The following is a 23152-nucleotide window of genomic DNA, read 5'->3' on the forward strand; positions in this document are numbered from 1 at the left end:
TTCCAGTTCCAGGTCCAGCGGCTTGCCGTGGTCCAGCGCCAGGTCGATCTCGGTTTCCACCGGTGCATCCCGGCCAGCGGCGGCGCGCTCGCCGGTGCCAGCGGCATCGCTATCGCTGTCCAGGCCGGCATCGCCGACGTCGGCGCCGGCATTGCGCGAGTCGTCCGCGCCCGGATCGCCGGTGGGGCCGCTGTCCAGGCCCAGGTCCTGGCCGCTGGCCTCGCCCGCCAGGCCGGGGCCGCCGACGAGGTCGCTGCCGCTGTCGGAGCTGTCGCTGGGGCCGAGGGCGCGGGTGCCGTGGCCCTTGCTGGTGTCCGGCTTGCGCTCCAGCGGCGGGTTCAATGTGCTTGCCATGGCCATCTCCTGTTCGTTGCGTGCCAGCCTCTTCAGCAGATCGCGTTCCCGGCGCGCCGCCGTCGCGCTGTGGCGGGAGGGCGGGCGGCGCGGTGTAAATGTTGCGGCGCGGCTGTAGGTTTTTCCCGGCGGCATGGCCGTGGGCCCGGGGCTGCGTGGCCGGCGGTGTGGCCGACTCATGCCCGCGCCCGCGCCCGCAGCCGCGCCGGCTGCTCGCGCGCCAGCAGGGCTTCCGCCTGCTGCAGCACTTCGCCCACGCCCTCGTCGGCGGTGAAGCCGGGCGGGGCCCAGACGCTGCGGTGCTGGTCCTGCTCCAGCGGTGCCCAGCGCGCGATGTCGGTCGCCCGGAAGATGCCGACGCTGGGGCGGTGCAGCGCGGCGCAGAGCTGGGCGATGTCCTTGTCGTCGCTGATCACCAGCCGGGCTTCGCTGAGTTGGGCGGCGAGGGCGCCCGGCGCCAGTGGATCCTGGCCGTGGCGGGCCGGGGTGCGCAGGGCCTGTTGCACCGCGTGGCCGGCGTCGCTGCCGGCGGCCGTCAGCACCAGCGGCAGGCCGGTGGCGGCGTGCAAGGCATCGCCCACCGCGGCGAAGGCCGGCGGCGGCCAGCGGTCCGCCCCGGCACCGGCGCAGGGATGCAGGCAGATGTAGCCGTCCGCCGGCAGGTCGTCCGCCGCGCCGCTGTCGGCCAGGGCCTGCATGTCCTCCGCCAGCAGCGGGAACTCCAGCCGTTCTCCCTGGCGCGGGGCGCCGAGGAAGTCGGTGAGTTCCAGCAGGCGGCGCACCTCGCTGCCCTGCGTCGGCCACGGCAGGAAGGCGGCGCTGGCGGTGTCGGTGGCCGCGATGTCCGCCGCTTCCGCCGGCTGGAAGCCGGCGTTGGCGCCGGCATCGAACAAGGCGACGACGGCGTTGGCGAGCGGGCTCTCGCCGTGCATCTGCAGGGCGAGGTCGAAACGGCGGGACTGCAGCTCGGTGAGGAAGCCGGGGATGGCCGGGAGATCCGGCGTCTGTTCCGGCAGGCCGGGAAAGCCGGGGAAGGCAACGAAATCGTCCACATAGCCCGGGTAGCGCCGGGGGAAGTCGCGCGCCCAGGGCAGGCCGACCAGGGTGATGCGCGCCTCCGGGCAGGCGGCCCGCAGCGCGCGCAGCGCCGGCACTGCGCACAGCGTCTCGCCCACCGGCAGGGCGCGGAAAACGAGGATGTTGCGCGGGCAGCGGTGCTGCAGCAGCGAGGTCTTCATGGCTGGCTCCCGGTCAGGCGATGCCGATGCGCTAGCAATCGGCAGGCCGGGCTCGCCGATTGCTCTACCGCCGCAGAGGAGGGCGCCACGCCGCGATGGACGCCGTTCTCCCTCGATTTCCCGACGCTGGAACAGATGAACGGAGGAACAAGAAGATGAGGTCGAATGGACAGCTTGCGACCTGGCTGGAACTGGCGACGGCGGCCGCGCAGGGCGCGCAGGCAGCGCGCACGGTGAAGGTCCATCCGGTGGGCGGCCACGGCGGCGAGTGCGTGGCGGTATCGGTGAACGAGCGTCTGCTGCATGACGGCGAGGGCCGTATCACGGTGTTCCGCGGCGCCGAGGCGGCGGCCCATTTCCTCGGGTGCGGCGGGGTGCCCGCCTATCTGCCCGGCGCGCCGGTGCCGGTGGCGGTGAGCTGCGGCGATGCCGCCCGCTGCCTGCACCTGAAGCGGGGCAAGCGGCTGGCCGCCTGCTGCCGGGCCAGCCAGGCAGAGGCAGTTTCATGAGCGGCAACGGGCGTTTCTTACATCGCCGTGTAGTCCTTGCACGCTGCATAGCCGCCGCCGGCACTGGCCGCAGCCGCCGCTTCGGCGGGCTGGCGCGGCTGCGGACGGCGCTGGCGCTGTCGCTGTCGGTGTCGCTGGCAGCGCCGCTGCCGGCCGCGGCGGCGCAAGGCGCCGGCATGGAGCGCAGCGGCGCTGCCAGCGAGGGCGGCCCGGCGATGCGCGCCGACCTGCAATACCTCACCCGCGCCCAGGCCCTGCTTGGCAGCCGGGTGAAGAACGCCGCCGGCGAGGATCTCGGCAAGGTGGAGGAGCTGGTGGTGGATACGACCCGTCAGGTCGCCCACTACGCGGTGCTCAGCTTCGGCGGCGTGCTGGGGCTGGGCGACAAGCTGTACGCCTACCCGATACGCATGCTGCGACCCACCTCCGCCGCCGGCGAGCTGACATTGGACATGGCCCGCGAGCGCCTGCAGCAGGCGCCGGGCTTCAGCCCGGAGCGCTGGCCGGAATGGGGCACCAGCGCCTACCTGCGCAATGTGGACCGCTACTTCGGCAGCGCCGAGGCCACCCAGGCTGGCCCCACGCTGCGGCTGCTGCGGGCCAGCGAGCTGATCGGCAGTGAAGCGGTGGATGGCGAGGGCAAGACGGCCGCGAAGGTGGCCGACCTGGTAGTCGGCCTGGGCAATGGCCGGGTTGCCTGCGCGGTGCTGGAAGTCCAGCCTGCGGAAGGGGGGCCGGTGCTGGTGCCGGTGGCGCTGTCCGCGCTGGTGTTCCCCCACGGCGGCAATGCGGCGGTGCTGCGCGCGCCGCTGGGGGAAGAGGCGATGCGCCACGCCTTCCCGCGCGGGCAGTGGCCCAACTTCAACGACGAACGCTACCAGCGCGAGCTGGACACTTACCTGCGGGACAGCGAGGTGAAGAATGCACGCCCTTGAAGCCGCGGCCTTCGCCGCCGAGGACTCCACGCAAGACTTCGCCGGCGCGCTGCTCGCCGGCCTGCACGCCCAGCCCAAGCGGGTGCCGTGCAAGTTCCTGTACGACGCCGAGGGCTCGGCCCTGTTCGAACGCATCTGCGAGCTGCCGGAGTACTACCCCACCCGCACCGAGATGGCGCTGCTCGGCGAGCATGCCGCCGAGTTCGCCCGCTACATGGGGCCGGACGTGGAACTGATCGAGTTCGGCGCCGGCTCCGGCCGCAAGGCCAGCATGCTGCTGGACGTGCTGGAGCGACCGCGGCTCTACATGCCGATCGACATCTCGCCGGATGCGGTGGCCGCGGCGGCGGGCACGGTGTGGCATGCCTTTCCCCACCTCAAGGTGGTTCCGCTGGAGGCGGACTACACCGGCCCGCTGGCGCTCGGCCCGCAGCGTGGCCAGCGCCGGGTCGGCTTCTTTCCCGGCTCGACGATAGGCAACTTCCCGCCGGACGAGGCGCTCGCCTTCCTGCGCCGGCTGGCGGAGCTGCTGCGCGGCGGCGGCCTGCTGATCGGGGTGGACCTGGTGAAGGACCCGGCGGTGCTGCATGCCGCCTACAACGACGCCGCCGGCGTCACCGCCGCCTTCAACCGCAACCTGCTGGCCCGCGCCAACCGCGAGCTGGAGGCGGATTTCCTGCTCGACCGCTTCGCCCACTACGCCTTCTACCAACCGGTGGCGCGGCGGGTGGAGATGCACCTGGTCTCGCTGGTGCAGCAGCAGGTGCACGTCCGCGGCCAGACCATTTCCTTCGCGGCCGGCGAAACCCTGCACACCGAGGATTCCTACAAATACTCGGTGCTTGGCTTTCACTCGCTGGCCGCCCAGGCCGGCTTCCTGCCACGGGCCACGCGGGTGGACCCGCAGCACCGCTTCAGCCTGCACTGGCTGGAGGTGCCGGCCTGAGTCGCGCCCCGCCGCCAGCGAACGACAAGGAGAGTCCCATGTTGCCCAGCACCCAGCAGCGCGTACCGCTGCATACCGCCACTCATGTGAACCGGCGCCTCCGCGAGCAGGCCCGCGCTTCGGTGCAGAACGCCGCGCTCGGCGGCCTGCCCGGCATAGATCGCCGCCTCGCCGAACTCGACCGCGAGTGGGACATCGAGCGCGTGCTGGAGACCAACGCCGCCTCGCTGGTGGTAGCCGGCTGCGCCCTCGGCGCCTTCGCCGACCGCCGTTTCTTCGCCCTGCCGGCGCTGGTGGGCGGCTTCCTGCTGCTGCACGCGCTGCAGGGTTGGTGCCCGCCGCTGCCATTGCTGCGCAGGCTGGGCGTGCGCACCGAGGCGGAGATCGAGGACGAGCGCCGCGCGCTGCTGGCGAGCCGGACGGACGTCCTCGCCGCTTCCCGCGGCGGTCCGGCGGGCCGAGTGCAATGACCGCCAGGCTGCAGGATGCCGGGGATGGCCGCCTCAGCGGCCACGACATCTACCTGTTCCGCGAGGGCTCCCACACCCGGCTGTACGAGAAGATGGGCTGCCAGCTGGAGGAGGGCGGTGCCAGCTTCGCGGTATGGGCGCCCAACGCCCGTGCGGTGTCGGTGGTGGGCGACTTCAATGATTGGCGCGACGCCGCCGCGCCGCTCAGCCCGCGGCCGGACGACTCCGGCCTGTGGGAAGGCCGGGTGGCCGGTGTGCGCGCCGGCGCGCTGTACAAGTACCGCATCGTCTGCGCCAACGGCGAGGTCGCCTACAAGGCCGACCCCTACGCCGCCTACGCCGAAGCGCCGCCGCAGACCGCCTCCCGCGCCTGGCGTTTCGACTACGCCTGGGGCGACGGCGAATGGATGCACAGCCGCGGCCGCCGCCAGGCGCTGGACACGCCGATGAGCATCTACGAGGTGCATCTCGGTTCCTGGCTGCGCCCCGAGGGCGGAGCCTTGCCCGGCTACCGCGAGATCGCGCCACGGCTGGCGGAATACGTGTCCGGCATGGGCTTCACCCACGTCGAATTCCTGCCGCTGGCGGAGCATCCCTTCTACGGCTCCTGGGGCTACCAGTGCACCGGCTACTTCGCGCCCAGCGCCCGCTACGGCACGCCGGAGGACTTCATGTTCCTGGTGGATTGCCTGCACCGCGCCGGCATCGGCGTGATCATGGACTGGGTGCCCTCCCACTTTCCCAGCGACGCCCACGGCCTCGCCGAGTTCGACGGCACCCACCTCTACGAGCATGCCGACCCGCGCCAGGGCTACCACCCGGAGTGGCACTCCAGCATCTTCAACTACGGCCGCCACGAGGTCTGCGCCTTCCTGCTCTCCAGCGCCACCTGCTGGCTGGACCGCTACCACATCGACGCCCTGCGGGTGGACGCGGTGGCCTCCATGCTCTACCTGGACTACGGCCGCAAGCACGGCGAATGGATACCCAACCGCTACGGCGGCAAGGAGAACCTGGAGGCGGTGGCCTTCCTGCGCCGGCTCAACGAATCGGTGTATCGCGAGTTCCCGGATGTGCACACCATCGCCGAGGAATCCACCGCCTGGCCCATGGTGTCGCGGCCGGTGCACCTCGGCGGCCTGGGCTTCGGCATGAAGTGGAACATGGGCTGGATGCACGACACGCTGGATTACTTCAAGCATGACCCGATACACCGCAAGTACCACCACGGCCGCATCACCTTCTCCATCTGGTATGCCTTCCAGGAGAACTTCGTGCTGCCGCTGTCGCATGACGAAGTGGTGTATGGCAAAGGCTCGCTGATCGCCCGCATGCCGGGCGACGACTGGCAGCGCTTCGCCGGCCTGCGCTGCCTGTTCGCCTACATGTGGGCGCACCCGGGCAAGAAGCTGCTGTTCATGGGCGGCGAGTTCGCCCAGCAGGCCGAATGGAGCCACGAAGGCGAACTGGACTGGGGCGCGCTGCAGGACCCGCGCCGCGGCGGGCTGCGCCTGCTGGTGGGCGAGCTCAACCACCTCTACCGCGCCCACGCCGCCCTGCATGCGCGGGATTTCGACGCCAGCGGCTTCCAGTGGGTGGACAGCGAGAACGGCGACGACAGCGTCATCGCCTTCCTGCGCCGTGCCGAAGGCGGGCGGGACGTGCTGGTGGTATGCAACTTCACGCCAATGGTGCGCAACAACTACCTGGTGGGCGTTCCCCACGGCGGCTACTGGCGCGAGGAGCTGAACACCGATGCCGCGCTGTACGGCGGCAGCGACGCCGGCAACTTCGGCGGCGTGGAGGCGGCGCCGGCGCCCTGCCACGGCCAGTCCTGGTCGCTGGCGCTGACACTGCCGCCGCTGGCGGTTCTCTACCTGGTGCCGGAGGGCGAGCATGGAAGCACGCAAGGATGAGCTGCCGGACGAGGGGAGGGTGCGCGCCGTCGTCGAGGCGGTGACGCCGCAGGTGGACGGCGGCCGCTTCCCGGCCAAGCGCAGCGTGGGCGAGGAGTTGGTCGTGGAGGCGGACTGCTTCGCCGACGGCCATGACGCGGTGGTCGCCATGCTCTGCTGGCGGCGGGAAGGCGAGGGTGCCGAGGCCTTCCCCAATGTCGCCGGCTTGAGCGCCGGCGGCACCGGGCGCTGGCATGCGGTGCCGATGCGCCCGCTGGGCAACGACCGCTGGCGCGCCAGCATCCGCCTGCCGGAGATGGGGCGCTGGTGGTACACCGTGTGCGCCTGGGTGGATGCTTTCCAGTCCTGGCGCAACGAGCTGATCCGCCGTACCGATGCCGAAGACATCCGCATCGCCGCGCTGGTCGGGGCAGAGCTGGCGGAGGCCGCCGCCGCCCGTGCCGGTGGCGACGACGGCCAGCGCCTCGCTGCCTGGGCGCGGCGCCTGCGCGACAGCAGCGCCGCCGCCGACATCGACGAACTGAAGGCCCTGGCGCTGGACGCCGGCCATGCCGAACTCGCCGCCCGCCACCCCGACCGCCGCTTCGCCGCCACCCATGCGCCGCTGCCGCTGGACGTGGACCGGGTGCGCGCCCGCTGCGGCGCCTGGTACGAGTTCTTCCCCCGTTCGCTGACCACCCCGGTGCACGGCACCCTGGCGGACTGCATCGCCCATCTGCCGCGGGTGGCGGCGATGGGCTTCGACATCGTCTACCTGCCGCCCATCCACCCCATAGGCCGCGAGCGCCGCAAGGGGCCGAACAACGCCCTGGCGGCCGGCGCCGACGATGTCGGCAGCCCCTGGGCCATAGGCGCGCGCGAAGGCGGCCACCTCGCCATCCATCCCCAGCTCGGCAGCGCCGAAGACCTGCGCCGGCTCATCGCCGCCGCCCACGGCCACGGCATGGAAGTGGCGCTGGACGTGGCCCTGCAGTGCGCGCCCGACCACCCCTGGGTGGCCGAGCACCCGGCGTGGTTCCGCCGCCGGCCGGACGGCAGCGTGCAGTACGCCGAGAACCCGCCGAAGAAATACCAGGACATCTACCCCTTCGACTTCGAGAGCGAGGACTGGCGCGCCATGTGGCAGGCCCTGGCCGGCATCTTCCGCCACTGGATAGGCGAGGGCGTGCGGGTGTTCCGGGTGGATAACCCGCACACCAAGTCCTTCGCCTTCTGGGAATGGGCCCTCTCCGCCATCCGCCGCGACCATCCGGACACCCTCTTCCTGGCCGAGGCCTTCACCCGGCCGCGGGTCATGCACCGGCTGGCCAAGCTGGGCTTCAACCAGTCCTACACCTACTTCACCTGGCGCAACACCCGGCCGGAGCTCACCGCCTATTTCCAGGAACTGGCCCACGGCCCCGGCTACGACTACTTCCGCCCCAACGTCTGGCCCAACACGCCGGACATCCTGCCGGAGTACCTGCAGACCGGCGGCCGCGGCGCCTTCGCCGTGCGCCTCATCCTCGCCGCCACCCTGGCCGCCACCTACGGCATCTATGGCCCGGCCTTCGAGCTGATGGAACAGCGCCCGCGCGAGCCGGGCAGCGAGGAATACCTGGATTCGGAGAAATACCAGCTGCGCGACTGGCAGGCGGTGCGCCAGGAGCGCGGCGACGGGCTGGGCGAGCTGATCGCCCGGGTGAACCGCATCCGCCGCGCCAACCCGGCGCTGCACGGCAACGCCTCGCTGCGCTTCCTCGACATCGACAACGAGCACATGCTGGCCTACGCCAAGCACGCGCCAGCGAGCACGGAGGGAGAGGAGGAGGGCGGCGGGGAGGATGCCGAGGGCGGCAACCTCATCATCGTCGTCGTCAATCTCGACCCCTACCACGTCCATGACGGCTGGCTGACGCTGGACCTGCCGGCGCTGGGCATGGAGGCCGACGCCTCCTACCAGATGCACGACCTGCTCACCGGCGCCCGCTACCTGTGGAGCGGCCCGCGCAACTTCGTCCGCCTGGACCCCGGCCGCCTGCCGGCCCACATCTTCCGCGTGCGCCGCAAGCTGCGCAGCGAGCGCGATTTCGACTACTTCTTCTGAGGGCCGCGCGCCATGGATACCCTACCCGGCGGACAAGGGAGTGCAGGCGGCAGGGACGACGACTACTGGTACAAGGACGCGGTGCTGTACGAGCTGCACGTCAAGGCCTTCTTCGACAGCAACGACGATGGCATCGGCGATTTCCCCGGCCTCACCCGCAAGCTGGACTACATCCGCGACCTCGGGGTGGACACGCTCTGGCTGCTGCCCTTCTACCCCTCGCCGCTGAAGGACGACGGCTACGACGTCGCCGACTACCACGGCGTGCTGCCGGCCTACGGCACCCGCAACGACTTCCGCAACTTCGTCCGCGAAGCCCACCGCCGCGGCCTGCGGGTGATCACCGAGCTGGTGGTGAACCACACCTCCGACCAGCACCCCTGGTTCCAGGCCGCCCGCCGGGCGCCGCCCGGCTCGGCCAAGCGCGACTACTACGTGTGGAGCCAGGACCCCAACCGCTACGCCGGCACCCGCATCATCTTCACCGACACCGAAACCTCCAACTGGGCCTGGGACCCGGTGGCCAAGGCCTACTACTGGCACCGCTTCTTCAGCCATCAGCCCGACCTCAACTACGAGAACCCGCGGGTGCTCAAGGCGGTGCTGCGCACCATGCGCTTCTGGCTGGACATGGGGGTGGACGGCTTCCGCCTGGACGCGGTGCCCTACCTGCGCGAGCGCGAAGGCACCAACAACGAGAACCTGGCGGAAACCCACGCCACCATCCGCGAGATCCGCCGCGTCATCGACGAGCACTACCGCGGCCGGGTGCTGCTGGCCGAGGCCAACCAGTGGCCGGAGGACGTGCGCGAATACTTCGGCGGCAACGAGCGCGGCGAGGGCGACGAGTGCCACATGGCCTACCACTTCCCGCTGATGCCGCGGCTGTTCATGGCGCTGGCGCAGGAAGACCGCTTCCCGGTCATCGACATCATGCGGCAGACGCCGGATATCCCGGACAACTGCCAGTGGGCCATCTTCCTGCGCAACCACGACGAACTCACGCTGGAGATGGTCACCGACCGCGAGCGCGACTACATGTGGCAGTTCTTCGCCAACGATCCGCGCATGCGCATCAACGTCGGCATCCGTCGCCGGCTGGCGCCGCTGCTGGAGAACAGCCGCGCCCGCATCGAGCTGATGAGCTTCCTGCTGCTCACCATGCCCGGCTCGCCCACGCTCTACTACGGCGACGAACTGGGCATGGGCGACAACGTTTTCCTCGGCGACCGCAACGGCGTGCGCACCCCGATGCAATGGACCTCGGACCGCAACGCCGGCTTCTCCCGCGCCGATCCGCAGCAGCTCTACCTGCCGCCGGTCATGGACCCCATCTACGGCTACCAGGCCATCAACGTCGAAGCCCAGGCGCGCAACCCGCACTCGCTGCTCAACTTCAACCGCCGCCTCATCTCCACCCGCAAGCAGTACCGCGCCTTCGGCCGCGGCAGCCTCGGCTTCCTGGAGCCGGGCAACCGCAAGGTGCTGGCCTACCTGCGCGAATACGGCGACCCCGGCCCGGACGGCTGCGGCGGCGAGCGCCTGCTGTGCGTCGCCAACCTGTCGCGCACGCCGCAGGCGGTGGAGCTGGACCTCGCCCGCCACGAGGGCAGGGTGCCGGTGGAGATCTCCGGCCGCACGTCCTTCCCGCCGATAGGCCGGCTGCCCTATCTGCTGACCCTGCCCGGCTACGGCTTCTATGCCTTCGAACTCTCCTGCCAGGCGCCGCCGCCGGAATGGCACGAGGAACGCCTGCCGCAGACCGATCTGCCGGTGCTGGTGCTCACCGACGGCTGGCGCACCTTCCTGCGCATCGTCGAGAGCGCCGCCAACCGCTCCCGCCAGGCCATCGCCAGCCGCAGCCGCGCGCTGTTGCAGGACCAGGTGCTGCTGCCCTACCTGCAGACGCGGCGCTGGTTCGCCGCCAAGGGCGAAGCCGCCACCCGGGTGGAGGTGCTGGAGGAGCAGGAATGGCGCAGCAACGGCAGCAGCTGGCTGCTCACCGTGCTCAAGGTCAGCTTCGCCGCCGCCGAGCCGCAGCACTACTTCCTGCCGCTGGCGGTGGCCTGGGAGGAGCATGGCGAATACCCGGCCGACCGCGTCGGCGCGCTGGCACTGGCGCGGGTGCGGGAGAAGGCGCGCGTCGGCCTGATCTACGACGGCTTCGCCGATCCGCTGTTCTGCCGCGCCCTGCTGGGCGCGATGGCGGCCGGCGAAACCCTGCCGCTGGGCGGCGGCAGCGTGCGCTTCGGCGCCGCCGCGCGGGAACTGCTGAACGCCGCTGCCGGCGAGGAAGTGCGCCTGCCGGCGCTGGAGCAGACCAACACCGGCGTGTTCTTCGGCAAGCGCCTCTACCTCAAGGGCTACCGCCGGCTGCAGCAGGGCGTGAATCCGGAGCTGGAAATGGGCTACTTCCTCGCCCGCGCCGGCTTCCCCCACATCGCCCCGGTGGCCGGCTCGGCCGAATACCTGGATGCCGGCGGCGCCAGCGCGGCGCTGGCCATGGCCCAGGTGTACGTCGAGAACCAGGGCAATGCCTGGGACTACACCCTGGACCACCTCGGCCGCCTGTTCTCGCCCGACATGTGGCCGGGTAGCGGCGAGGAGCGCGACGCCGAAGGGCTGAACCGCGTCTACCTGCTGCAGATCGCGGTGCTGGGCCGGCGCATCGGCGAGCTGCATGCGGCGCTGGCTTCCGACTCCGCCGATGCCGCCTTCCAGCCGGAGCCGGTGACCACCGGCGAAACCGAAGCCTGGCGCGCGGCGGTGGCGGCCGACCTCGGCCGCACGCTGGACCTGCTCGAAGCCCGCCGGCCGCAGCTGGAGGGCAGCGCGGCGGACGATGCCGGGCGGGTGCTGGCGATGCGCGCCGACCTCGGCGCCCGGCTGGCGACGCTGGACCTCGCCGCCGCCGGCATGGTCAAGACCCGCTACCACGCCGACCTCCACCTCGGCCAGCTGCTGCTGGTGCAGAACGAGTTCGTCATCGTCGACTTCGAGGGCGAGCCGGCGCGGCCGATGGCGCTGCGGCGGGAGAAGCACTCGCCGCTGCGCGACCTCGCCGGCATGCTGCGCTCCTTCGACTATGCCGCCCGCAGCGCTGAAGCCCGCGCGGTGCAGACCCAGCCGGAACGCGCCGCCGAATTCGCCCGCGAACTCGCCAGCTGGCAGGCGCAGACCACCGGCGTGCTGGTGGCCGCTTACCACGAAGTCGCCCAGCCCGCCTCCTACGGCGGGCCGGACTTCCTGGTGCTCTTCATCCTGGAAAAGCTGCTCTACGAGCTGCGCTACGAACTGGAGAACCGGCCGGACTGGGTGCGCATACCGCTCGCCGCGCTGGCCGACCTGGCGGTGGGCGAGGGCGGCTGAAAGTCCGCTTGCCACGGCTCGCCGGCGAAGCGTGCGGCGAGGAAATCCAGCAGCGCGCGCACCGCCGGCGGCAGGTGGCGGCGGGAGGGATAGATGGCATACACGGTGAGCACCGCCGGCCGCCACTGCGGCAGCACCACCTCCAGCTTGCCCTCGCGTACCAGCGGGCCGACCAGGTAGGTCGGCTGCAGCGCGATGCCCGCCCCGGCGAGGGCGGCGGAGGTCAGCACCGTAGCGTCGTTGGCGGTGAGCCGTACCGGCACCGTCACCAGCCGCTCGGCGCCATCCGCCGCATGGAAGCGCCACTGGTCGCGGCCGAAGTTGGTGTAGCCCAGGCAGCGGTGGCCGGGCAGTTCGTCCGGATGGCCGGGGCGGCCGGCGGCCTCCAGGTAGGCCGGCGCCGCCACCAGCACCGAGGCGCATTCCGCCAGCGGCCGCGCGATGAGGCCGGCATCCGGTTCATGGCTGATGCGGATGGCGAGGTCGATGCGGGCCTCGACCAGGTTGAGCGCGCCGTCGCTCACGTCCAGATGCACCTTGAGCTGCGGGTGCAGGCCGAGGAAGTCCCCCAATGCCGGCGCCAGCTGCGCATAGCCGAAGGACACGCTGGAGGTCAGCCGCAGCTGGCCGCGCAACTGGCCATCGGTGGAAGAGGCGTCTTCTTCCACCTCCTGCACGATGGACAACACCTGCAGGCAGCGCCGCAGGCATTGCTCGCCGGCGTTGGTCAGCTTCACGCTGCGGGTGGTCCGCTGCAGCAGCCGCGTCCCCAGCCACTGCTCCATCTCGGCGACATAGCGCGTGACCATCGCCCGGGACATGTCCAGGCGGTTGGCGGTGCCGGTGAAGCTGCCGCTGCGGGCAACCTCGGCGAAGACGCGCATTGCGGTCAGTCTGTCCATGTCCTTAGGGGAAACCTGGTCGATTGAAGAAACAAACAAGCCCATTCTGATGGGTTTATTGGCGTCGTTTCAATACCTAAAGTGGCGACATCGTTTCATCCCATCAAAGAGGAGTCGCCATGAAAGTGCTTCACACCCTGTTCGCCGCCGGCCTCGCGCTGGCCGCCACCGCCGCTGCCGCCGGCGAAGCCCTGAGCCTGAAGGTTTACAACGCCGATGCGCAAAGCTTCAACGTCAACTCGGTGCTGATCTCCGGTCCTACCGAAGCGGTGGTGGTGGATGCCGGCTTCACCCGCGCCGATGCCTACCGCATCGCCGCCAACGTGCTCGACAGCGGCAAGAAGCTCACCACCGTGCTGGTCAGCAACGCTGACCCGGATTACTACTTCGGCGCCGAGGTGCTCAAGCAGCTGTTCCCGGACGCGCGGGTGGTGACCACCCCGGCGGTGCGCAGCCGCATCCAGGCCAAGATGCAGGCCAAGCTCGGCTTCTGGGGGCCGAAGATGGGCGCGAACGCGCCGCAGTCGCCGGTGCTGCCGGACCTGCTGCAAGGCAACACGGTGACGGTGGACGGCGAAGCCCTGGAAGTGCGCGGCACCACCGGCCTGCTGGCGCACCGCCCCTATGTGTGGGTGCCGGCGCTGCGCGCCGTCGTCGGCAACGTGGCGGTGTTCGGCAACATGCATGTGTGGACCGCCGACACCAAGACGGTGGAAGAGCGCGCCGCCTGGATCGCCCAGCTGGACGAGATGGCCGCGCTGAAGCCGGCGGTGGTGGTGCCCGGCCACATGAAGGCCGGCACGCCGATCGACGCCGCCAACCTGAGCTTCACCCGCGACTATCTGAAGCGCTTCGAAGCCGCGGTGCAGGAGTCCGCCGGCAGCGCCCAGCTCATGCAGGCCATGCAGGCCGCCTACCCGCAGCTCGGCACCAGCCTGTCGCTGGAGATAGGCGCCAAGGTGGTCAAGGGCGAAATGCCCTGGTAAGCCGCCCTCCGGCAACCGCGCGCCAGCTGCGGGAAAGCCGCCGAGCCGGCAGGTGCCCGGCGCCGGGGCAAACCCGCGGCCTGCAAAACGCCCATCCATCCAGGTGGGCGTTTTGCTTTGCGCGCCGGCTTTCCTTTGCTGCCTTTCGGCGCGCGCCGGGCCGGCGGACGAAACGTTTGCCGGGCGCGCGGCCTCGAAGCTCCAGGTGCCGGTGCATGCGCCGCGCACCGGCCTGTCTCGCAAGCCCGCGCCGGTGGTCGACGACCCTGCGGCGCGGAACAGGAGATCACACCATGAGCGCATCGCCTGCCCGCATCGCCGTCTCCACCAGCAAGGATTTCAGCGCCAGCGCCGAACAGGTGTTCGATGCCTGGCTGGACCCGACCCAGGTGGCGAGCTGGTTCGCGCCCGGGCTGGGGCCGATGTGCCGCATCGACATCGACCCCCGCGTCGGCGGCGGCTTCCACCTCGACCAGGAGCGCGCCGGCGGCATCGCCCGCCATCGAGGCGAGTACCTGAAGCTGCAGCGTCCACGCCGCCTGGCCTTCACCTGGCAGGTGGAGGGCGACGAGGGCTACAGCCTGGTGCAGATCGACATCCAGCAACTGCCGGACGGCGGCTGCCACCTCGAACTCATCCACACCATGGACGCCGCCTGGGCCGGCTACGCAGACCGCACCCGCCAGGGCTGGGCCACCATGCTGGAGGGCATGGAGCGTGGCTTGTCGCGCGAGGCGGAGCAGGGCGGCGCGGCGCGCAAACTGCTCATCACCCAGGCTTTTCCCGCCACGCCCGAGGTGCTCTATGCCGCCTGGACAGATCCGGTGGTGGCCGGCGGCTGGCTGCTCACCGGCGCCGGCAGCGAGCAGGCGCAGCATCTGCTCGACGTCCGCCCCGGCGGCCGCTGGCAGATCACCGACCGCCGCGACGGCAGCGACTACACCGCCCGCGGCGAATACCTGGCGGTGGAGCCGGCGCACCGGCTGGTCTTCACCTTCGCCATGCCGCAGTTCTCGCCCGACAGCGACCGGCTCACCGTCGAATTCGAGCCGGCCGGCGACGGTTGCATGCTGCGCTTGACCCAGGAAGGCGCCGGCATGGACGCCGAACTCGGCAGCCTGCCCGCCGGTGCCCCCAGCGGCAGCGAAACCGGCTGGCGGGAAATGTTCGATCGCCTCGCCACCCTGCTGATCCGCAGCAGCGGCCGCGCCGGACAACCGGATACCGCCACCCTGCATTTCGAACGCCTGCTGCCAGGCAGCCCGGAGCAGCTGTGGCCCTGGCTCACGGTCAGCGACAAACGCGCCCAATGGCTGGCCGCCGGTGACATGCCCGACGCCACCGGCGACGCTTTCGAGCTGCACTTCGACAACACCCGCCTGTCGCCCCGCCGCACCCTCATCCCCGAACGCTTCCGCCGCTACGACAAGGTCTGCACCACCGCCCACCGCCTCACCTGCCGGGAGCCGCCCCATCGCCTGGGTTTCACCTGGGGCGGCGAGGGCGAGGACGCCTCGGCGGTGCACATTGAACTATCACCCGCCGGCGACCAGACCCGCCTGACCCTGACCCACAGCCGCCTGGTGAACGGCGCCGAACGCATCAATGTCGCCAGCGGCTGGCACACCCACCTCGCCATCCTCGCCGACAGACTCGCCGACCGAACCCCGCCGCCGTTCTGGCTGCTGTTCGAAGGGCTGGAGACGGACTATGCGAAGCGGCTGAAGGCCGCCGACCTGGATGTGGGGGTTTAGCGCAGGGAAGACGCCAAGCCCGGCGACCGCGCCCGCTGGCCGGCATCCTGACCGCCTCGGCGCCACTGCGGTAGCATCCGGCGCTCCCGCTCACAGGAGCCCGCAATGGCAATCGAGCTGAACAAGGACGCGCGCCGCGAGGCCATCGCCTCCATCGAACGCTACTTCCGCGAGAACATGGAAGAGCCCATAGGCAACATCGCCGCCGGCGGCCTGCTCGGCTTCTTCCTGGAAGAGATAGGCCCGGCGATCTACAACCAGGCGGTGGCGGACGTGCAGGTGCGTCTGCAGGCGCGGGTCATGGAACTGGACATCGAGGTCCATGAAGAGGAGTTCCAGTACTGGCGCAAGATGGAGCGGGGCGGGAAGGGGAGGAGGTGAGCTTGTGTGGGGCCGCCGCCCGGGTGGGTGGAGTTCATCGTCCCAGGATGTCGGCGGCTTCCAACCCGTTGCTGTGATCCGCTGTCAGCGCAGGCCAACGGCAGCTTTCTGAGCCGGCCAGTTGTACAGCGTGCCAGTTCTCCGATACCGGAGAAATTGCCTGATCGCAGTGGCTTATGAGCTTCAGTAGAAGTTGCAGCAATCCAAGCAAATGGCCCCGGCATCCTTGTTCAGGACGCCGGGGCCATTCGTTTCGCGGCCGCGAGCTTCAGCCCATCGTCAGAACCGATGCCCCAGCACCAGCTGGAAGGTCTCCAGCCCGGGGTTGGGGAGGTCTATGCCGGCGTTGGAGTAGTGGGTGACGCGGGCGCCCAGCCAGGTTTCGCCGACACCGCCGCGGCTGCCGCCCCAGGCGACGCCGAGGCCGACGTATTCGCCGAACTGGAAGCGGGTGGAGAAATCCTTGGAGCCGAGGTCGTTGCGCGACAGCACGTTGAGGCCCAGGCCGAGTTCCAGGTAGGGCCTCAGGGTTTGCACCGGCGGTTCGAAGCGGAAGTTGGCGAAGGCGCCGCCCTGCCACATGTCGTCGCCGTCATGGTGGTGCAGGTTCAGCTGCAGTTCCGGCGAGCCGGTGATGCGCCAGCCGCCGGGGTTGCTTGTAAACCAGGGCGACATCGTCCATTGCAGGCCGTAGCTGTCCACGTTGTTGCGGGTGCCGCCGAGCAGGGCGAAGCTCTGCTGGGCGAAACAGGCGGGGGCGATGCCGGCGAGGACGCCGGTGAGGGCGAGGGTGGCGGCAAGCCGGGTGGCGGGCCTCATGCGGCGGCGGGCGTGAGCGGAATCGGCTTTCTTCATGGTGTTTTGTCCTTGTTTTCACCGCGGTGCGGCGACGTGCTGCTCCAGCAAGCCCTGTTCCCGAGATGGGGAGGCGCGACAGCGCTCCGGTTTACGTTCCCGGCAGCCGCCTGCACCCCCATTCATTCCTTCGAGCTGTAAATCCTACTGAGAGGGGCGTTCCCGCTTGTCTGGCGCGCGGCCGGCGGGCGGGAACGGGCATTGCACGGCGATAGCCTGTGCAACTGCCTATGTCGGCGAATGCGGCATGGAGGCTATCGAATGGTGGGAGAGGCATGTAATGGATCTGCTGGCTCATACCGGCGTGCCGCTTGAGGATCAAATGCTGACCTGGCGTGAGATGGCCGGGATGCCGATCAGCAAGCTGGACGACGACGCCTTTACCCGGGTGCGGGTGATCCTGATGAACGCGATGGAGCTGGACGCGATGCGCCTGCAGGAGTTCGGCGCCCGCAGCGAGATGGACCTGCGCCTGTCGCTGGCCTGCGTGCGCCGCATCGAGCAGCACCAGGCCACCGCGGTGAGCTGGATGCTGTCCGCCGACCACTCCGCGCTGGAGGCTAGCGTGGCGTGCGAGCAGGTGGCGGTGGAGCTGACCGCCGCCATCGCCCAGCACGAGCCGGATCCCTATCTCGCCCAGGTGTACCGCTTCGGCCTGCTGGAAAACCTGGACCGCCTCTACCGCTACGCCGCGTTGCTGGACCGGCTGGAAGGCAAGGACGCGAACAACATCCTGCAGGGTTACACCGACATCGTGCCCGGCCGCCCCACCGCCGAATCCCACCGGGCCCCGCGCGACGACCTGCGCCGCCCCAGCGGCCCCGGCGCGCCGCTGGCCTCCCGCCTGCACATGATCCTGGTGGCGGCGGCGGCGCATCGGGCGCGGGATTACTACATGACCATAGGCCCGGCCTTCGCCGATCCGGTGGCGCGCGAGCTGTATGCCGAGATCGCCTCCTGCGGCGAGCAGCACGCCACCCAGTACGGCGCGCTGCTGGCGCCGGGCCCCAGCTTTCTCGAGAGCTGGCTGCTGCACGAGGCGGCCGAAGTCTACGCCTACCTCAGCTGCGCCCAGTCCGAGAGCAACCCGCGCATACGCGCCGTCTGGGAGCGTTTCTGCGACTACGAGCTGGGCCAGCTCCAGCATGTGGGCGAGCTGATGCGCCGGCATGAGCACCGCGACCCGGCGGAGGTGCTGTCCCACGGCCTGCCGGCGCCGCTGGAGTTCCGCAGCCAGCGCGACTTCGTGCGCGACGTGCTGAGCGAGGAAGTGCATCTGCGCGCCCGCGACGGCGGTTTCGTCGAGCGCGATGGCGAGAGCGCGGAGTCGCTGGAGTACCGCCGGCGGGTGAACGCCCACGGCTCGCCCTCCACCCAGGTTGCGCTGTCCTACCACTGGACGGCGGGCACCGAGCTGAATCGCCCGCGGCCGCCGTCCTGAGCCTGCATGAGGCGCGTTTCTCCATTCCGCCGCCACCTGCGGCTTGCCGAGGATTCTGAAATGAACCCAGCCGACACCCCTGTCTCCCGTTCCGTCCGCCGACGTCCCGCCCGCAGCGCCGCCGGCTTCAACCGTACCGGCGCGCAGAGCTCGCCGCTGGCCTTGCGCAGCATGCAGTCCTACGCCGACGAACAGGCGGCGCTGCCGCCGGCGGCCGACTGCGCCGCCGGCAAGGGCATCGCTGCGGTGCGGCTGGCCTACGTCCGCGAAGCCGGCGAGGTGGGCTCGGTGCCGATGCCGGGGGCGATCACCGATGCCTTCGCGCCACGGGCCGCCCACCGCGCTGCTGGCGCGCCTGAGCTGCTGGTGGACAAACTGGGCGAGCGCCTGAGCTGGGAGCGCAGCAGCGTGCGTCTCTATCAGGCGCTGATGGACAAGACCGCCGCGCTCGCCGCCGGCGCCACGCTGCCGCTGCAGGTGGAGGAGCTGCACCAGCTGCGGGAGGAGGCGCTGGAGCACATGCACATCGCCGCCTCGGCGCTGGACTCGCTGGGCGCGGATTCTTCCGCGCTCACCCCCAGCGCCGCCATCTCCGCCTTGGTCATCCACGGGGTCACCCAGGTGCTCACCGATCCCCGCACCACCCTGCACCAGTGCCTGGAAGCCATCCTTACCGTGGAACTGGCCGATGAGGCGAGCTGGGAACTGTTGATGCGGCTGGCCGAAGTGGCCGGGCAGGACGAGCTGCTGTTCCACTTCCACCGCGCCTTCCGCCATGAACACGTCCATGTGCTCAAGCTCAAGCGCTGGCGCGAGCAACTGGTGCTGGGCACGCCGGAGCACTGAACCGCCGCCGGGCCGAGTGCCCGGCATCCCGCGTCCCGCCGGGGCGCATCACCCGAAGGAGGACACCACCATGGAAGAAACCCGCTTCCCCCGCGACCCCAAGGATCCGGCCCAGGGCAGCAGCCCGCACAAGGAGACGGCCGGCGCCGGAGGCGACGACGTCAAGATCTACTCCAGCGACAGCGGCCATCAGCTAGGCCCCCAGCCGGAGGCGGGCGAGGGCGACCACGGCGGCCACCAAGGGGGCCACCACGGCCGCCTGGCCGCGGTGGACGCCCGTTGCCGCGAGCAGCTCGCAGAGCGGCCGTGGACGGTGCTGGGCGTCGCCACCCTGGCCGCCGGCGCCCTGGGCGCGGTGGCCGGCTACTGCTGCGGCAAGCGCCACGGCAGCCTGTTCTGACGCGCTGGCGGCGGAGCGCCGGCCGTGGCCGCATGCGGGCGCGGCCGGCCCCTGTCGCTCGCGCCTCCCTTTTGACCGCTACACGAGGACGACACGATGAGCGGAAACGAATCCGGCAAGAGCCTGCCGCCCCAGCACCAGGAAACCCAGCCCGGCCACGTCGCGCCGATGACGCCGCAGCCCTGCGACGAGATGCGCGGCTACACCGGCAGCGGCAAGCTCAAGGGCAAGGCCGCCATCATCACTGGCGGCGACAGCGGCATCGGCCGCGCGGTGGCCATCGCCTTCGCCAAGGAGGGGGCAGACGTGGCGGTGGTGTATCTGAACGAACACGAGGATGCCGCCCATACCCAGCGCAAGGTGGAAGCAGAGGGCGTGCGCTGCCTGCTGCTGGCCGGCGACGTCGGCGACGAAGGCTTCGCCGCCCGGGTGGTGGTCGAAACCACCCAGGCCTTCGGCCGGCTGGACATCCTGGTGAACAACGCCGCCGAGCAGCATCCGCAGGACAGCCTGGCGGCGGTGAGCCGGGAGCAGGTGGAGAAGACCTTCCGCACCAACGTCTTCTCCATGTTCGACCTGTGCCGCCATGCCTTGCCGCAGCTGAAGGAAGGCAGCTGCATCATCAACACCACCTCGGTCACCGCCTACCGCGGCAGCGCCCATCTGCTGGACTATTCCGCCACCAAGGGCGCCATCGTCGCCTTCACCCGCTCGCTGGCGCAGGCGCTGGCGGAGAAGGGCATACGGGTGAACGCGGTGGCGCCGGGGCCGATCTGGACGCCGCTGATTCCGTCCACCTTCGAAGCCGGGCAGGTGGAGAAATTCGGCGCCAGCCAGCCGCTGGGCCGTCCCGGCCAGCCGGACGAAGTGGCGCCCAGCTACGTCTTCCTCGCCAGCGCCGATTCCAGCTACATGAGCGGCCAGGTGCTGCACCCGAACGGCGGCGAGGTGGTGAACGGCTGAGGAGGGCGGGGCAGGGCGTCCGCGCTCTCGGGCTTGATGAGCGCCTGGATTGCCGGGGGCAGGGGCTTATCAACCCGACCGAGCAGCCAAGAGTGCGCACCGCCTGGTCGATGTCGCTGGATTTCAGCCGTGGCGGGTTTTGCCTGCGGCTGACGATAGAGGATAGCGCCTGCGGCAGCTCCTCCCCGACCCGGTCCGAAGGCGAAGACTGGGAGAATGGCTGGCGCAGCCTGCCCTGCCGGGCGGCTTCAAGGCTCAAAGGCTGAGCGCGGCGCCGGCGGGCCGTGCAACAGCGCCGGCAGCACCACCCGCTCGGCGCAGTACCAGCCCTCGTCCGCATGGGCGAACACCAGTTTCTGCGCCGGCGCCAGCGTTTGTTCGCCCACCGCGGTAACCAGCGCGCCGGCGGCCTCCAGCGCCGTGTTGCGCAGCCGTATGGAGGCACTCTCCGGCAAGCTCCGCGTGCCGGTCTCGCAGCCGGCAACCGTGCCGGCGGGCAGATCGAGCAGGGCGTCCAGCTCGTCCTGGGTGCGCTCCAGGAGGCGGCGCAGGAAGTGGAGGCCGTCCGGCGCCAGGCGGTGATGGGAGCGGCAAAGCTCCAGCGTGATCGCCCGCATCAGCCCGTCCGGGTCGCGGTACTGCACGCCGCCGCCGGCCACGTTCTCATAGCCGTTCTTCAGCCACAGCTCGTTCAGGCCGCCGATGTGTTCCTTGTGCATGGTCGCCCTCCAGGCGCAAACGGTTCCGCCTCAGGCTGCAAACCACGTTCCGTGGCGGAGTGGAAGAAAGGCCGGCGATATCCGGCGGCCTGCGCGGGGGAAGGACGCGCGGCTGCGCGTCCCGGCCCTGCTGCTGCCGCATCCGTGCCGGCATGTTGGCCTTGCCGCTGCGTCGGACCGCACCGGCGGAAGGGGATTCCCGGTGCGGGAGTCGGTGGCGGGGGATAAGCGCGCCGGGGGCGCGGGCGCCTGGGTGCCGCCGGCTACCTGTCGGCTTGCCGCGGAGCGCGTCTGTGGCAACGGGCGCATCCGCTGCGGAAGGCGTGTCCCGGCTCATGAGCGGATCCGGGGCGCCCCGCCGGCAGAGATCCTGCGCGGGGAAAACCTCCGCCGGCAGGGGCGTTCGCTTCGTTGGAGGGGAGGGAAGGCCCGCCAGCAGCGCGTCCCTGCCGCAGTGGGGGGCGCAGTGCTGCATCCCCATTCCGCGGAACGTGTCTTGCAGATTCCCTTGGGCGAAGGCGCCGGCATCCGGCCGCGCCGCATCTCTCCCGGGGGACACACCCATGGCTCAAACCGCACTTTCCGCCGAAATGATGGCCTGCATCCAGGCCTGCCGGCATTGCCAGCGCATCTGCCTCAACATGGCCACCGGCCACTGCCTGGAGAAGGGCGGCCGGCATGTGGAGCCGGAACACCTGCGCACCATGCTCGTCTGCGCCCAGCTCTGCGGCACCGCCGCCGACGTGATGACCACCGGCTCCACCCTGCACCGGCAGGTCTGCGCGGTATGCGCCGACATTTGCGATGCCTGCATCTCCAGCTGCCGCGATCTGGACGAGATGGACGAGTGCATCGATGCCTGCGAGCGCTGCAAGGACAGCTGCGAGGCGATGACTTCGGAGTGAGGCGCTGGCTCCGAGGGCTGCAGCAGCCCAGGCGGGGAAGCCGGTGGCTTGAGTGACGCCGCTGTTTCCCCTGTCCGGCGTGGAAGGAGCGGGGGAGTCCCGCTGTACAGGCAGCCCGCCACTTATCCCCGGCCCCCGCGGGGTGGAGGGGTCGAGCCGGGTGCGGGATCGAGCGTTGGCGGCGGCGAGGGCGCAGCCCTGCGTCCGGCGGAAAAGGCAGGCCACGGTTTGTCCTGTGCCGATCGGCCTGTAACCCGGGAAGCGCGCCGTGCAACAAGGCAAGGCCGCGCCCCCTGCACCTTCCTCCCCCGGCCTCCCGCCGGCTATAGATCCGGATTCCTGTCTTCCCCGGTGCCGATGTCCAGCCGTCCGTCCGGGGCGCGGCTGGCGCCCGGCGCTTCTTCACTGCCCGCTTTCAGGCTGCCCATGCGTTGGCCCAGCGCGGCGAGGTCCAGCCGGCTCTTGCGCGCCAGCGGGAAGATCACCTTCTCCACCTGGTCCAGATGCTGGCTCAGGCGGTCGGCGAGCTTGCCGAAGGCGTCGCGGTAGCAGCCGTCGCGGTCCTCGCCGCCGTCCACGCCCTGGTCCACCGTGACCAGGCCCTCGGCCTGTTCGAGCAGCTTGCAATTGATTTCATGCTCGGCGCGCGCCTGGCCCACGGCGGGGTCGTCGCAGGCCTCGCCCAGGGCGGGGTAGAAAAGCTCGCTTTCCAGGCGGCAGTAGTGGATGAGCCGGCGCCGCAGTTCCGGCAGGGTTTCACGCAGGGCGAAGTCGCCGCGCGGGGGCGCGTCGGGCGATACGCCGATGGCGACCGTATCGGCTTTCTCGCGTGCGGCGGCGAGCAGCGAACGCAAGTCGCGGTGCTGGGCCTGGAGAAGTTCCAGGGCATCGGGGCTGCGGGTGTGCTCCATGATCGTCTCCTTCCCGGCAAGGCCGGTTGAACGCGAACGCGGCCACTGCGGCCGCCCGGCGGTAACGCAAGACCCATGCCGCCGTGACGGGCGTGGAATGCCTGCCCGCTCGTCATGACGCAGCGGGTAGGAATTACATCGGGCGGTAAGAATTTCGCCCCTTTTTCGCCCCCGGAAGTTCGCCCGCCGGCCGCCATCTCCCGGGCGGTGCGGGCGGGCGTTCTCCACGGCGTGGCGTGCCGCGCCCATGCCCGGCGGGGGTGGGC

21 protein-coding genes are annotated in these 23152 nt (G+C 70.6%); 15 read left to right on the top strand and 6 right to left on the bottom strand.

The window, feature by feature from the left end; translation table 11 throughout:
- Together GRF61_RS17280 and GRF61_RS17285 are read right to left on the bottom strand one after the other, a co-directional pair.
- On the bottom strand, positions 1-354 hold a 354-nt coding region (locus GRF61_RS17280), incomplete at its 3' end, for a hypothetical protein (RefSeq protein ID WP_169151872.1).
- 176 nt (positions 355-530) lie between these two features.
- Positions 531-1592 (bottom strand): glycosyltransferase family 9 protein, encoded by a 1062-nt coding sequence (locus GRF61_RS17285; protein WP_169151873.1) that lies wholly within the window; start codon positions 1590-1592, stop codon positions 531-533.
- Positions 1593-1747: 155 nt separating this feature from the next.
- Between GRF61_RS17285 and GRF61_RS17290 the strand changes: the two genes are divergently transcribed.
- From GRF61_RS17290 to treS, 7 genes are read left to right on the top strand one after another with little or no spacing between them, the layout of a single operon-like run.
- Positions 1748-2101 (top strand): hypothetical protein, encoded by a 354-nt coding sequence (locus GRF61_RS17290; RefSeq protein ID WP_169151874.1) that lies wholly within the window; start codon positions 1748-1750, stop codon positions 2099-2101.
- The gene (locus tag GRF61_RS17295; protein ID WP_169151875.1) at positions 2098-3036 is read left to right on the top strand and encodes a PRC-barrel domain-containing protein; all 939 of its coding nucleotides are present in this window, start codon (positions 2098-2100) and stop codon (positions 3034-3036) included. Before GRF61_RS17290 ends, GRF61_RS17295 begins: the two co-directional genes overlap by 4 nt.
- Complete coding sequence (gene egtD / locus GRF61_RS17300; RefSeq protein ID WP_169151876.1) at positions 3023-3982, top strand: L-histidine N(alpha)-methyltransferase; 960 nt, start codon at positions 3023-3025, stop codon at positions 3980-3982. Before GRF61_RS17295 ends, egtD begins: the two co-directional genes overlap by 14 nt.
- Positions 3983-4020: 38 nt before the next feature.
- On the top strand, positions 4021-4452 hold the full coding sequence (locus tag GRF61_RS17305) for a hypothetical protein (protein WP_169151877.1): 432 nt from the start codon (positions 4021-4023) through the stop codon (positions 4450-4452).
- Positions 4449-6368: a 1,4-alpha-glucan branching protein GlgB gene (gene glgB / locus GRF61_RS17310; protein WP_169151878.1), complete on the top strand. Its 1920-nt coding sequence runs from the start codon at positions 4449-4451 to the stop codon at positions 6366-6368. Before GRF61_RS17305 ends, glgB begins: the two co-directional genes overlap by 4 nt.
- The gene (locus tag GRF61_RS17315; RefSeq protein WP_169151879.1) at positions 6349-8454 is read left to right on the top strand and encodes an alpha-1,4-glucan--maltose-1-phosphate maltosyltransferase; all 2106 of its coding nucleotides are present in this window, start codon (positions 6349-6351) and stop codon (positions 8452-8454) included. Before glgB ends, GRF61_RS17315 begins: the two co-directional genes overlap by 20 nt.
- A gap of 12 nt (positions 8455-8466) precedes the next feature.
- Complete coding sequence (gene treS, locus GRF61_RS17320) at positions 8467-11823, top strand: maltose alpha-D-glucosyltransferase (RefSeq protein WP_169151880.1); 3357 nt, start codon at positions 8467-8469, stop codon at positions 11821-11823.
- Here the strand turns inward: treS and GRF61_RS17325 are convergent.
- Complete coding sequence (locus GRF61_RS17325; protein ID WP_169151881.1) at positions 11742-12725, bottom strand: LysR family transcriptional regulator; 984 nt, start codon at positions 12723-12725, stop codon at positions 11742-11744. The two genes, treS and GRF61_RS17325, sit on opposite strands and share 82 nt — an antisense overlap.
- A 119-nt stretch (positions 12726-12844) precedes the next feature.
- On the opposite strand from GRF61_RS17325, the gene GRF61_RS17330 reads away from it, so the two are divergent.
- The 3 genes from GRF61_RS17330 to GRF61_RS17340 all read left to right on the top strand — a co-directional run bounded on the left by GRF61_RS17330 (position 12845) and on the right by GRF61_RS17340 (position 15846).
- Complete coding sequence (locus tag GRF61_RS17330) at positions 12845-13711, top strand: MBL fold metallo-hydrolase (protein ID WP_169151882.1); 867 nt, start codon at positions 12845-12847, stop codon at positions 13709-13711.
- A gap of 293 nt (positions 13712-14004) precedes the next feature.
- Entirely contained in the window at positions 14005-15465 is a 1461-nt protein-coding gene (locus tag GRF61_RS17335; RefSeq protein ID WP_169151883.1) for an SRPBCC domain-containing protein, read from the top strand.
- A 105-nt stretch (positions 15466-15570) separates the two neighbouring features.
- The gene (locus tag GRF61_RS17340; RefSeq protein WP_169151884.1) at positions 15571-15846 is read left to right on the top strand and encodes a DUF2164 domain-containing protein; all 276 of its coding nucleotides are present in this window, start codon (positions 15571-15573) and stop codon (positions 15844-15846) included.
- A gap of 279 nt (positions 15847-16125) precedes the next feature.
- On the opposite strand, the gene GRF61_RS17345 is transcribed toward GRF61_RS17340, so the two are convergent.
- Positions 16126-16701 carry an acyloxyacyl hydrolase gene (locus GRF61_RS17345; RefSeq protein WP_248281302.1) on the bottom strand — a complete coding sequence of 192 codons (576 nt, stop codon included), beginning with the start codon at positions 16699-16701 and terminating at the stop codon, positions 16126-16128.
- A 280-nt stretch (positions 16702-16981) separates the two neighbouring features.
- Here GRF61_RS17345 and GRF61_RS17350 point away from each other — a divergent pair, with 280 nt between their 5' ends.
- The 4 genes from GRF61_RS17350 (at position 16982) to GRF61_RS17365 (ending at position 20351) form a co-directional block, all read left to right on the top strand.
- A complete protein-coding gene (locus tag GRF61_RS17350; RefSeq protein WP_169151885.1) occupies positions 16982-18142 on the top strand; it encodes a hypothetical protein in 1161 nt (386 codons plus the stop codon).
- A gap of 60 nt (positions 18143-18202) precedes the next feature.
- On the top strand, positions 18203-18988 hold the full coding sequence (locus GRF61_RS17355; RefSeq protein WP_169151886.1) for a ferritin-like domain-containing protein: 786 nt from the start codon (positions 18203-18205) through the stop codon (positions 18986-18988).
- A gap of 70 nt (positions 18989-19058) precedes the next feature.
- Positions 19059-19388 (top strand): hypothetical protein, encoded by a 330-nt coding sequence (locus GRF61_RS17360; RefSeq protein ID WP_211166039.1) that lies wholly within the window; start codon positions 19059-19061, stop codon positions 19386-19388.
- Positions 19389-19484: 96 nt separating this feature from the next.
- Positions 19485-20351: an SDR family oxidoreductase gene (locus tag GRF61_RS17365; RefSeq protein WP_169151887.1), complete on the top strand. Its 867-nt coding sequence runs from the start codon at positions 19485-19487 to the stop codon at positions 20349-20351.
- Positions 20352-20599: 248 nt separating this feature from the next.
- On the opposite strand, the gene GRF61_RS17370 is transcribed toward GRF61_RS17365, so the two are convergent.
- The gene (locus GRF61_RS17370) at positions 20600-21070 is read right to left on the bottom strand and encodes a hypothetical protein (protein ID WP_169151888.1); all 471 of its coding nucleotides are present in this window, start codon (positions 21068-21070) and stop codon (positions 20600-20602) included.
- Between the two features lie 563 nt (positions 21071-21633).
- Between GRF61_RS17370 and GRF61_RS17375 the strand changes: the two genes are divergently transcribed.
- On the top strand, positions 21634-21975 hold the full coding sequence (locus GRF61_RS17375; RefSeq protein ID WP_169151889.1) for a four-helix bundle copper-binding protein: 342 nt from the start codon (positions 21634-21636) through the stop codon (positions 21973-21975).
- Between the two features lie 323 nt (positions 21976-22298).
- Here the strand turns inward: GRF61_RS17375 and GRF61_RS17380 are convergent, their stop codons facing one another.
- The gene (locus tag GRF61_RS17380; protein ID WP_169151890.1) at positions 22299-22886 is read right to left on the bottom strand and encodes a hemerythrin domain-containing protein; all 588 of its coding nucleotides are present in this window, start codon (positions 22884-22886) and stop codon (positions 22299-22301) included.
- Between the last annotated feature and the right edge of the window lie 266 nt (positions 22887-23152).

Source organism: Azoarcus sp. TTM-91, assembly GCF_012911025.1.
Classification (GTDB): Bacteria; Pseudomonadota; Gammaproteobacteria; order Burkholderiales; family Rhodocyclaceae; genus Azoarcus.